The following is an 11693-nucleotide window of genomic DNA, read 5'->3' as shown; positions in this document are numbered from 1 at the left end:
GTTTGAAACAGCTTTTAAAAGACAGCTGGTGGAATCAGCTGAAAGATGAATTTGACAAACCGTATTATCAAGAGCTGAGAGAGATGCTGAAACAAGAATACAGCAGCCAAACGATTTATCCTGACAGCCATGATATTTTTAACGCCTTGCATTATACGCCCTATGAGGATGTAAAAGCGGTCATTCTCGGACAGGACCCGTATCACGGGCCAGGACAGGCGCATGGGCTTAGTTTTTCCGTTCAGCCCGGGGTCAGACAGCCGCCGTCTTTGAAAAATATTTTCATAGAGCTTCAGGACGATATCGGCTGCTCCGTACCGAACCACGGATCGCTCGTCAGCTGGGCGAAGCAGGGAGTGCTTTTGTTAAACACAGTGCTTACGGTTCGCCGCGGGCAGGCCAATTCCCACAAGGGCAAAGGGTGGGAGCGGCTCACTGACCGCATCATTGATGTAGTGAATGAAAGAGAGAAGCCGATTGTCTTTATCCTGTGGGGGCGTCACGCGCAGATGAAAAAAGAGCGCATTGACACATCGAAACACATTATTATTGAATCGACTCATCCGAGCCCGTTTTCGGCAAGGAACGGTTTTTTCGGGAGCAGACCGTTTTCCCGTACAAACGCCGCCCTTGAAAAAATGGGGGAGCAGCCGATCGATTGGTGCATCCCCGACCTGCCGCAATAAACGGTTTTTTGAGGCGCTTCCGCCCGGCGGGAGCGTCTTTTTTGACGTTCCGGGCGGTATGCTGTCAGAAAAAATAACAAACTCCATTCTGCGATTCGCTCAGAAATTTGATAAAATGCAGGAAGAAGACAAATTACTGCTGGAGGATTTACTCATGAACATACATATTTCTGCTTTGATTCAGAAGATGGAAGAAGAACTGAGGCAGGCGAAAACGGCGACCCGCACCGAGGAGGTCAAAATGCACGCGGCCGCCATCCGCTCTCTGTGTGATGTCGTGCTCGGCACTCAGACGCACACCGCTCCGGCGCCTGTGCAGAATCCGATTCCGAAAGCGGCGCCGAAACCTTCCGCGTCTCCTTCGACAGACCCGCTGCTGCTTGAAAAAATGATGGGCAGCGCCGGGCTGAACCAATATCAGAAAAAAGCGAAAGACGAACGTGAGGAAGACGGAAACGGGGATTCCATTTTCGATTTTTAACAGGAGAGGTTGATTGACTTGAAACTGATACTCGGGGGTTTGCAATGGACGGCATTTATGATTGCGGCTGCGATTGTAGTTCCTGTCGCCATCGCACAATCATTTCACTTGAACCATGCCGATTCTGCCGCATTGATTCAGAGCACATTTTTTGTGCTTGGCGTCGCTGCGGTCATCCAATGTCTCCAGGGACATCGTCTGCCGATTAATGAAAGCCCGGCAGGCTTATGGTGGGGCGTATACACGATTTACGGCGGACTGACGGGCACGGTGTTTGCGACATTCGGCGAGACGCTGCGGGCGCTGCAGGGGGCGCTGTTATTAAGCGCTGTCTTTTTCTTTTTGTTCAGCCTTTTTAAAGTGATTGAACGGCTGGCCGTGCTGTTTACGCCGGTTGTGACCGGTGTGTATCTGCTGCTGTTGGTCATGCAGCTGAGTCAGCCGATTGTGAAAGGCCTTTTGGGCATCGGCTATTTAAAAAACAGCGTCGACGGCCTTGTATTCGGGCTCGCCATGGTTGTGACGGCGGCGATGTTCATCATGTCCCGATCGAATGTTACGTTCTTAAGACAGTATGCGATTCTCCTTTCGCTTGCCGGCGGATGGATCTTATTCGCCGTCTTCGGCGCTGCCAAACCGATTCAGATACCGGATCGCGTGATTCAGCTGCCGGTTCTTTTTCCGTTTGGAAAACCCGTGTTTGACAGCGGCTTGATCATTACGTCACTCTTCATTACCGTGCTTTTGATTGTCAACATGCTCGCGAGCATCCGGGTTGTAGAAGCGGCGGTGAAAAAATTCGGCGGCACCGTTGGGAAACGGCGTGAGCGTCCGGCAGGGTTTGCGGCTTCGATCAGCCACCTTTTGAGCGGGCTGTCAGGGGGCATTGCGCCTGTGCCGATTTCAGGGGCGGCCGGTTTTATTGAGACGACGAAGCTTCCTTCGAAAAAGCCGTTTCTTTTGGGAAGTGTATTTGTCATGATCATCAGTATGATCCCGCTATTTATGAATGCGTTTGCGAGTCTGCCCTCACCGGTCGGCTTTGCGGTAAACTTCGTCGTTTTCTCCACGATGGCGGGTCTTGCCTTTACAGAGTTTGACTCTTATGAGAAAGCGGAGCAAAAACGAATCCGCTCCATTATCGGTCTGGCGCTCCTCACGGGGGTCGGCGTAATGTTTGTGCCGGAGAGCGCGTTATCAGGGATGCATCCGATCCTGATTTCGCTCTTAAGCAACGGCCTTGTGCTCGGGACGCTGCTGGCGATAGCGATTGACCGAATCCAGCTTATCAAAAAGAAAAAATCCGACAATCTCGTGTCATCGGATGACGGACGTTGAATTTTGCCGATGTTGGGTTATGATTGAATTGGAAACTTTAACGAAAAGGCGGGAGAAAAATAGATGAAAGTGTTTATTATTCTTGGTGCGATTAACGCTTTATTGGCCGTGGCGCTGGGCGCTTTCGGCGCGCATGGGCTTGAAGGGAAAATCCCCGATAAATATTTGCAGGTGTGGCACACAGGCGTGCAATATCATATGTATCACGCGCTCGGTCTTCTGGCTGTCGCGTTTTTGGCCGAAAAGCTTTCTGGCGCAGGCAGTGTTTCTGTCGCGGGCTGGCTGATGTTTGCGGGCATCGTTCTGTTTTCAGGAAGCCTGTACGTATTGAGCGTGACGCAGATTTCCATTCTCGGCGCGATTACACCGCTCGGCGGCGTGGCGTTTATCATCTCTTGGATTATGATTATCGTCGCGGCCGTCAAATATTTATAAAGAAAAAAAGCCAATCCTCTGTCAAGTGAGCGATTGGCTTTTTGATTTATCTCGGAGAATAAGAAGACATGGAGTACGGATAAGTATAAGCGATTTCCTCATCAAACGTGATGTAATCAAGGTAAATGGTCAGAAGCAGATAGCGGGTGCCCGTTTTCGGATCGCTGATGATGATATGGTCACGTCCCGCCGCCTCAATCACACCGCGGAAAATCTTTGAATTCCATTCTTTGCTGTTTTCAAATGTCATATAAATCGTCGCCGTTTTGCCCCGGTTCAACCGCAGAATATTTTCAATGTATGACTCTTCAATCGGCAGCATGCCGGGAACGTTTTGTGACGATGATGGACCTGACGGGATTTGAAAGCTGCCGCCGCCCTGCTGCTGCGGCTGGCCGGGGAACCCCCCGCCGAAGCCCTGCTGGCCTTGCTGCATCGGCATTGTCATTTGCTGCTGCATCGGCATCATTTGTGATCCTTGGCCCTGAGGCTGCGGATAAGGATTAGGCCCGAGCTGCGGCTGGAATCCTTGCATATCCATTCCCATCCCCATCCCCTGCATTTGCTGATATTGATTCTTTTTCGGTTTCATATTGTTCCTCCTTTGATGAAAACCTCTTGATGCTGAAACCTCCTGACAAGTATCAGACAGCCGACAGAGCGGCTGCTGTTTTTATCTATTCCACCATATGAGCCCAAAGAAAGATTTATGCGAAAAAAGAAAATACGATCCAATGTTTCCGGACATCAGAGCCGGCTTTTTTTGTGCGCGCAATGCTGACTTTTCACATAATAGTCTGTATTCCTAGCGCATCTTCCGCATAAGGAACATATGATAGCGGTAGTTTCAGGTGCGAAAAGGGGGTGACGAGTTGCCTAAAGTGTCAGTGATCATGACGAGCTATAACAAAAGTGACTATGTGGCCCGCTCTATTAAAAGTATTCTGTCTCAGACGTTTACAGACTTTGAACTGTTCATTATGGATGACAACTCAAATGAAGAGACATTGGCGGAAATACGTCCTTTTCTCACGGATGACCGCGTCCGGTTTTATCAAAGCGATGTATCGGGCGTCAAAGAAAGAACGGAAAAAACACGCTACGCCGCTTTGATTAATCAGGCAATAGAAATGGCGGAGGGCGAGTACGTGACGTATGCGACCGACGACAACACGTATGTGCCGGAACGGCTTGAGAAAATGGTGAAAGAGCTTGATGAAGACCCGGAAAAAGCCGTCGTGTATTCAAGTTCCAAAACCTATCATCTGAATCAGCGGAAAGAGACGGTGAAGGAGACGGCCAGGCCCGCCGAACGGATCGTGTGGAACGCGCCGTGCGCCATTGACCATTGTTCGGTCATGCACCGGTTTTCCGTGCTGGAACAGGTCAAATCGGCATTCGGTTCCTATTGGGATGAAAGCCCCGCGTTTTACCGTATCGGTGACGCCCGTTTTTTCTGGAGAGTGAATCATTTTTATCCGTTTTACCCGATTTCTGAGGAGCTTGATATCAATTATATTACCGATCAATCCATCCATTATCAGCTTTTCGCGGCGGAGAAAAACGAGTTTGTGAACAGCCTTCCGCAGCAGACCACGTGCCGGGAGCTGAGGGAATCATTAAAAAAGCTTGGAAAGGGGTGAGGGCTTGTCGGCATACTTAGCGAATTATTGGGTGCTGTACCGGCAGTATATTGACCTTTTTCAGTCACTTCGCTACAAAGACATCCCGCTCGCATTGATCAGTAATTTTTATCAATATATCAGTCCGGCGCTTCGGGAGAGCATGGAGCAGAACCCAGAGCTTTTCGGTCCGGCGGATCAGCATATTCCTGAAGCCGGTATTCAGCCTTATTATGATCAAAAAAGGCAAAACATTAAGAAAACAGATGAGAAACCGGTAAACGGAAAAGTCATTCTGCATTTCGATCATCTTCGGTTCACCGAGGGAAATTACCGGCAGTTTGATCCGGCAAAAACAGCGGTACTGGCCAGATGGAGTCTGCCTGACCATCATGGGCTGCCCGTTATCTGCAAATTGGAGCTGACGGTAATGGGGCAAAAAGGGAACCCCGTCCCTTATATTGAAAAAGCCCATTCCATTTTGAAAGAGCTTCACAGCCATCCCGCTTTCGGAAACAGAGAATTTCAGGAACGTTTGTATAAAGACATCCCGTTATTTATTGAAGCGATTGACGCCGTTGATATTTTGTTTACGGCCGAGAAGATTTCCGCCGTTGTAGTCGGCACGACGGAGGATATTTACAGCCGTGTGCTGGCGCTGATGTCCGCCAAAAAAAACGCCGTCAGCATCTGTCTGCAGCACGGAGCGCTCATGGGAGATGAAGCGTTTCTGCCCGTATTTACGGACTATCAGGCCGTATTCGGGGCTTATGAAGCGGAGTGGTATAAAGCAAAAGGCTGCAGGGAGGAACAAATCATCATCACGGGGCATCCCCGTTTCGACGAGATTTTCTCAAGAGAGCCGATAGATCGGGACACGTTTTACCGCAAACTTTCTTTTCTCCCGTCACAGCGGACGGTGCTGATCGCCACGCAGCCGTTTTCTGATGAATTTTATACGGGAGTGCTTGAAGAGCTTGCCGGCCAAAAGAACATGCAGCTCATTATTAAACCTCATCCGTGGGAAATCGGCAAAAACAAGCTGGATGCTTACAATCAGGTGCTGCGGAAATATAAAGCAGGCAAAATCATCAAAAAAGAGATGGAGCTGTATGATATTCTCCCGTATGTTGACGCTGCGGTGACACAGACATCAACGGTCGGTCTTGAAGCGATGCTGTTTCAAAAGCCCGTGCTGATCGGAAAATCAGCGGGAACCCGCCGATACCCTTATTATCATTCACTTGGAGAATTTGTCTTTGAGGACCCGCAGGCACTCGCTCAGGAATTAATCCGGATATGCGAAAGCCCCGCAGCATATCAAAAAGCGGAACAGGCGCGCCGTGCTTTTGTCGCCGCGAACTACCCGGTTCAGGATTCGCTTGCCGCTTTATGTCAAGTGCTTCAGGAAAAAACCGGAGTCAGCTTCAGACGGGTTGACCCTTCATAAAAAAGATAGGAGCGCAAAAAAAATGGTGCAAAAAAGATCAGCTTTTCTTCCCTATTCATTGCCCATGATCGGGAAGGACGAAATTCAGGAGGTTATTGATACACTTGAATCGGGCTGGCTTTCAAAGGGACCGAAAGTAGAGGCGTTTGAAAAAGCCTTTGCCGCCTGGACGGGGGCAAAGCATGCGATCGCGCTGAACTCATGTACCGCCGCTTTGTTTTTGGCCCTGAAAGCGAAAGGGATCGGTCCCGGTGACGAGGTCATCACGTCTGCCGTGACGTTCAGTTCAACAGCCAATACAATCGTGCACACAGGCGCCGTTCCGGTGTTTGTTGACATCGATCCGCTTACGCTGAATGCAGACCCTGAAAAAATTGAGGCGGCCGTCACCCCGAGGACAAAGGCGATTGTGCCCGTTCATTTCGCCGGCCAGTCGTGTGATATGGATCGGATTCTGGACATCGCCGAAAAGCATCAGCTGTTTGTCTTAGAGGATGCCGCACATGCCGTGTATACCACTTATAAACAGAAAATGATCGGATCAATCGGTGATGCGACGGCATTCAGCTTCTACGCGACAAAAAATCTGGCAACCGGTGAAGGCGGCATGCTGACGACGGACGATGACGGGCTTGCCGATCAGATCAGGGTGCTCAGCCTTCACGGCATGAGCAAAGGCGCGTGGAACCGCTATTCTTCAAACGGAAGCTGGTACTACGAGGTCGAAACGCCCGGCTATAAAATGAATATGTTTGATCTTCAGGCAGCGCTTGGGCTTCATCAGCTGAAACGGATTGACAGCATGCAGCAAAGAAGGGCTGACATTGCAAGCCGCTACCAGGACGCCTTCAGACACATGAAAGGGCTGACCATCCCGCATGTCAGTAATGACGGGCGGCATGCATGGCATCTGTATGTTCTTCAAATAGAGGAGCAGGAGGCCGGGATCAGCCGGAACGATCTGATTTCCGCTTTGAAAGACCAATATAATATCGGCACAAGTGTTCATTTTATTCCGGTTCCGTTCCATCCGTATTATCAAAAAACGTACGGATATAAGGAAACTGATTTTCCGGCCGCGGCCGCGTATTATCACCGCACCGTATCACTCCCTCTTTATCCGTCAATGACAGATGATGACGTTGAATACGTCATTGCAGCCGTTACGGATATCGTCAAAGGGGCTGATTAGGTGTACAGACTGAGGGAAAATCTTGCGCAGGACATGATTCATGCCTTCCTGCATCAGAAGGGCATTCAGCCGGAAGCCTATGAATCGTCGCTCTGTTTATTGGAAGAAAACAGCCTTCAAGGCGTGATTTTATATGAAAACTCTTCGTGGGAAAGTCAATTGTTCCGAAAAAATATCATCAATGTGAAGCTTGCAGCCGCAAACAGCACCGGACAGCTCAAAAGGCTGTTTCAGGAATTTTACGCGGCAAGGCGGGCGGACGGCACTGATTTTATATTTATTAAAATACCGGCTGAAGATATCGGCGCGATGCAGGTCGTGCAGCAGCTTCCGAACGCTTATTTTGTAGGGAGTCTTCTCAAGCTCGTCAGTCCGGTGCGTGTATATAACAGCACGCCGCCGTTTGAGATTACAGAAGCCGGACCCGGTGACACGGAAGCGATCAGCCGGCTGGCCCGCGACGCCTTTACAAAAAGCAGGTATTATCAAGACCCCCATCTCAGTTATAAAAGTGCAAACCGCCTGTTTGAAGAGTGGGCGCGGAATAACGCGGAAGGAAGAGCTTCGTTACAATTCCTCGCCAAATATAAGGGAGAGACCGCGGGCTTTGTTCAGGGGCTGTCTAAAGGCGATGAATTCGTCCTTGATCTGATGGCGGTAAAGCCGGGCTTTGAAGGAAAAGGAGCGGGATACCATTTAGCTGCGCACGTGATTGAACAATCATTGCGTTTTCAGCATAAGACTGTATCAGCGGGAACGCAGCTCCACAATGTAAGAGCCGTCCGCCTGTATGAAAGAATGGGATTTAAAGCGGATGCGTCCTATTACTACTATCATGTGTGGCCCGGGAAGGAGGCGGACTGATGGCATCATGCAAAATCGGAACGAAGTCAATCGGCGAAGGTTCGCCCGTATTCATCATCGCCGAAGCCGGAATTAATCATGACGGAAAACTGAGCCAGGCGTTTGAATTGATAGATGCGGCCAGTGAGGCCGGCGCGGACGCGGTCAAGTTCCAAATGTTTCAGGCTGACAAAATGTATCAGAAAGACCCCGGCTTATACAAAACAGCTGCGGGAAAAAACGTCTCTATTTTTTCTTTGGTGCAATCAATGGAAATGCCCGCTGAGTGGATCGAACCGCTGCTTGAATATTGTAAGAAAAAAGGCGTGCTGTTTTTAAGCACGGTATGTGACGAAGGCTCTGCCGACTTACTGTATGCGACTTCCCCTTCAGCTTTTAAAATCGCCTCCTACGAGCTGAACCATCTGCCGTTATTGAAATATGTCGCGGGGCTGAAGACCCCGATTATCTTCTCCACCGCGGGCGCTGATATTTCAGATATTCAGGAGGCTTATCAAACCATTACCGGCGAGGGGAACAAAGAAATTGCGATCATGCATTGTGTGGCGAAATATCCCGCGCCGCCTGAATACAGCAATCTGAGCGTCATTCCCATGCTTGCCGCCGCATTCCCGGATGCAGTGATCGGTTTCTCCGATCACAGCGCCCATCCGTATGATGTGCCGTGCGCGGCTGTCAGGCTCGGAGCGAAACTGATTGAAAAGCATTTTACGATCGATAAAAACCTGCCCGGTGCTGATCACTCCTTCGCCCTCAATCCGGATGAATTAAAAGAAATGGCTGCGGCGATCCGCTCAGTTGAAGCGGAGCTGCGGCAGGGGCATCACGCTCCGGTGCCGGAAGTGCTGTCGGGAAGTTCCCATAAAACGACGACACCGATTGAAGGGGATATCAGAAGGTTCGCTTACAGAGGCATTTTTTCAACAGCGCCGATTCAAAAAGGCGAATGTTTTACGGCGGAAAACCTTGCCGTCCTTCGTCCCGGCCAAAAACCGCAGGGGCTTCACCCGAGATATTTTGAGCTTTTAACTGACGGCGCGCGTGCGGTCAGGGATATCCCCGCCGACACGGGCATCACTTGGGATGACCTTTTGACGAAAGGCAGCCCATATGATGACTGACATTTTGTTTATCATTCAGGCGCGGATGGGAAGCGGGCGTCTTCCCGGCAAAGTGCTGAAACCGATCGGCGGGTATACGATCCTCGATATGATTGTCAAAAGGGTTCGGCAAAGCGCGTATTATGATCAATCACGGGATAATCTGATCGTCGCCGCGTCTGACAGCAAGACCGACGACATTCTGTCTGCGCACTGCCTCAGCAACCGCTACCGTGTGCACCGCGGCAGCGAACAGCGTGTGCTTGACCGGTTTGCACAAGTCATCGAACAAGTAAAACCGGACATCGCAGTCAGGCTGACGGGGGATAACCCGTTTGTCGACCCTTCGCTGCTTGATTTTCTGATTCAATCGCATTTAGATCAGCACGCAGACTACACGTATATCTGCGGTACACCGCTCGGGATTGGCGGCGAAGCGGTAAACGCGCGCCTTTTAACGGACATCAATGCCGACAAAACGCTGGCGGACAAATATCAGGAGCATGTCACCCTTTTAATAAGAGAATCTCCTGAGAGGTACCGGCTTCTCTTTCCTGAGCCCCCGCAGGAACTCCGGGCTCCTCACTTGCGGATGACCGTCGATACAGAAGAGGACTACAGGCTGGCTCGCGAGCTGTACGTAAAAGCGGGCTCGCGTCCTGATATTCCGGCAAAAGAATTGATCCATCTGCTGAATCGTGATCCGGAGCTCAGGGCCATTAATCAAATGATCCGGCAAAAAGAGGCTGATTAGCATGCGGGTTTTGATTTTCGCGGACGGGGGCCGTGACATCGGCATGGGGCACGCGGTCCGGATGAAGCTGCTTGCCGGTGCCATTAAGAACAATTGCTCAATAACGTTCTACACAAATAAAGAGGCTTCTTCTTATCTGTCATCTGATCAATGGGAAGTGATCATCAAGCCTGACAAGGGACAGAAGGAATTTATTGTCCGGGAAATAAACAGGCGGGCTCCCGACCTTCTCATATTCGATCTGCTCGATATGCCGTGTGACTGGCTGGAGGAAATCAAAAAGCATTCATCGGCTCGTATCGTCTTATTTGAAGAAAAACGGGAACATGTCATTCATTTATGCGATGCCGTTATAAACGGCATTTACGGCGGGCTGAAAAGCCGGACGGTTCAAATAGGCAGCGCCGCGGTATATGAAGGCCCAGATTATATGATTCTTCATCCGGGTTTTGAAAAAGCAAAACAGCTTTATCAGCTGAATAAAGAATGCCGGACCATATTGGTCTCATTAGGAGGAAGCGACCCGAAGAAGCTTGTCTTTAAAGTGATGGAAGCATGCCGCCGCATCCCCGGCATTCAGCGGAAACGAGTGATCATCGTCATGGGCGGCGCCGCGCCTCATGCTGATGACGTGCGCGCGTTGATCACACAAATGCCTTATGCCGAGATGGTAAGGCAGACAAATGACATGGCCGCGCTTCTCACGAGAGCTGATATGGCCGTCGTGTCCGGCGGGATCACTTTATATGAGACCATTTGTACAGGTGTGCCCTGCATCGTACTTTCTCAAGTGGAGCATCAAACTGAGACGGCTGAAAAATTCGCCGCACGGGGCGCCGCCGTTCATCTCGGCCTGGGAGAACACACCGCGGCGGACGTGCTCGCTCGGCATATGTCTGAGCTGGCCGCTGATTATCCGATGCGGACCGGACTTCATCAAAACGGAAAGCCGCTGGTTGACGGCAGGGGCATTAAACGGGCGGCGGCGATTCTTTATGATTTGTGATAAAACCACACGTAAGGAAGTGTTCATGTGAAAGGTGTTATCTTAGCCGGAGGCACCGGCTCACGCCTTATGCCGCTGACAAAAGCGGTCAATAAGCATTTACTCCCTGTCGGTCCATATCCGATGATTTACTGGTCGATCATGAAGCTGGAAGAAGCGGGGATTACGGATATCTTGCTGATTACGCAAAAAGAATATATTCCGCAATTTCATAAACTTCTCGAAACCGGAGAAGAGCTCGGCGTCTCAATCACATATCAGGTTCAGCCAGCCGCATCCGGCATTTCCGACGGTTTATCATACGCAAAGCGGTTTACCGGGCGCGATCCGTTCGTTCTGCTTTTGGGAGATAATATTTTTGAAGATTCATTAAAACCTTATACGGAGCGTTTCGCAAAGCAGGGAAAAGGAGCGAAAGTGCTGCTGAAAGAAGTTGACGATCCGGAGCGCTTCGGCATCGCCGAGATTGATGAGGAAAACAAACGGATCAAGTCGATCATTGAAAAGCCGGTGCAGCCGCCGACCAGACTATGCGTCACGGGGATCTACATGTACGACGCAGAAGTGTTTTCTTATATTGAACAAATTTCTCCTTCAAAACGCGGCGAACTGGAAATTACGGATGTCAATAATTTATACATTGAACACAGTGAGCTGACGTATGATGTGTTAACGGGCTGGTGGGTGGATGCGGGCACGCATGAATCGCTCTATCTCGCCGGAAGCCTGGCGCATCAGGCATTACAGAAAGGACAGGAGCATTAA

General features: G+C 50.3%; 13 protein-coding genes. 12 read left to right on the top strand and 1 reads right to left on the bottom strand.

Annotated features, from left to right (window positions below; translation table 11 throughout):
* Positions 1-2 precede the first annotated feature (2 nt).
* From VP472_RS18580 to VP472_RS18565, 4 genes are all read left to right on the top strand, one after another.
* Positions 3-686, top strand: a complete 684-nt coding sequence (locus VP472_RS18580; RefSeq protein ID WP_012118732.1) for a uracil-DNA glycosylase — start codon at positions 3-5, stop codon at positions 684-686.
* Positions 687-744: 58 nt separating this feature from the next.
* Positions 745-1167, top strand: a complete 423-nt coding sequence (locus VP472_RS18575) for a YwdI family protein (protein ID WP_146275774.1) — start codon at positions 745-747, stop codon at positions 1165-1167.
* An 18-nt stretch (positions 1168-1185) separates the two neighbouring features.
* Positions 1186-2505 carry a purine/pyrimidine permease gene (locus tag VP472_RS18570; RefSeq protein ID WP_003150968.1) on the top strand — a complete coding sequence of 440 codons (1320 nt, stop codon included), beginning with the start codon at positions 1186-1188 and terminating at the stop codon, positions 2503-2505.
* Positions 2506-2568: 63 nt separating this feature from the next.
* A complete protein-coding gene (locus VP472_RS18565) occupies positions 2569-2940 on the top strand; it encodes a DUF423 domain-containing protein (protein WP_003150969.1) in 372 nt (123 codons plus the stop codon).
* Between the two features lie 46 nt (positions 2941-2986).
* Here the strand turns inward: VP472_RS18565 and gerQ are convergent, their stop codons facing one another.
* The gene (gene gerQ, locus VP472_RS18560) at positions 2987-3532 is read right to left on the bottom strand and encodes a spore coat protein GerQ (protein WP_003150971.1); all 546 of its coding nucleotides are present in this window, start codon (positions 3530-3532) and stop codon (positions 2987-2989) included.
* Positions 3533-3812: 280 nt separating this feature from the next.
* Between gerQ and VP472_RS18555 the strand changes: the two genes are divergently transcribed.
* Genes VP472_RS18555 through VP472_RS18520 form a run of 8 tightly spaced genes read left to right on the top strand, consistent with a single transcriptional unit; the run spans position 3813 to position 11693 of the window.
* Entirely contained in the window at positions 3813-4583 is a 771-nt protein-coding gene (locus VP472_RS18555) for a glycosyltransferase family 2 protein (RefSeq protein ID WP_024085938.1), read from the top strand.
* Positions 4584-4587: 4 nt separating this feature from the next.
* Positions 4588-6012 carry a capsular polysaccharide export protein, LipB/KpsS family gene (locus VP472_RS18550; protein ID WP_146275772.1) on the top strand — a complete coding sequence of 475 codons (1425 nt, stop codon included), beginning with the start codon at positions 4588-4590 and terminating at the stop codon, positions 6010-6012.
* A 22-nt stretch (positions 6013-6034) separates the two neighbouring features.
* Positions 6035-7204 (top strand): DegT/DnrJ/EryC1/StrS family aminotransferase, encoded by a 1170-nt coding sequence (locus VP472_RS18545; RefSeq protein WP_146275770.1) that lies wholly within the window; start codon positions 6035-6037, stop codon positions 7202-7204.
* Positions 7205-8068, top strand: a complete 864-nt coding sequence (locus tag VP472_RS18540) for a GNAT family N-acetyltransferase (RefSeq protein ID WP_102422054.1) — start codon at positions 7205-7207, stop codon at positions 8066-8068.
* Positions 8068-9189 (top strand): N-acetylneuraminate synthase family protein, encoded by a 1122-nt coding sequence (locus VP472_RS18535; RefSeq protein WP_146275768.1) that lies wholly within the window; start codon positions 8068-8070, stop codon positions 9187-9189. The genes VP472_RS18540 and VP472_RS18535 overlap by 1 nt, the downstream gene beginning before the upstream one ends.
* On the top strand, positions 9182-9922 hold the full coding sequence (locus VP472_RS18530; RefSeq protein ID WP_165698146.1) for a cytidylyltransferase domain-containing protein: 741 nt from the start codon (positions 9182-9184) through the stop codon (positions 9920-9922). The genes VP472_RS18535 and VP472_RS18530 overlap by 8 nt, the downstream gene beginning before the upstream one ends.
* 1 nt (position 9923) lies before the next feature.
* On the top strand, positions 9924-10928 hold the full coding sequence (locus VP472_RS18525; RefSeq protein WP_146275765.1) for a PseG/SpsG family protein: 1005 nt from the start codon (positions 9924-9926) through the stop codon (positions 10926-10928).
* Between the two features lie 27 nt (positions 10929-10955).
* Positions 10956-11693, top strand: a complete 738-nt coding sequence (locus VP472_RS18520; RefSeq protein WP_017418672.1) for a sugar phosphate nucleotidyltransferase — start codon at positions 10956-10958, stop codon at positions 11691-11693.

This window comes from Bacillus sp. MT(2024), from assembly GCF_036362845.1.
GTDB lineage: Bacteria > Bacillota > Bacilli > Bacillales > Bacillaceae > Bacillus > Bacillus velezensis.
The sequence above is the reverse complement of the archived record's forward strand: the minus strand, read 5'-3'. Positions and strand labels throughout refer to the sequence as shown.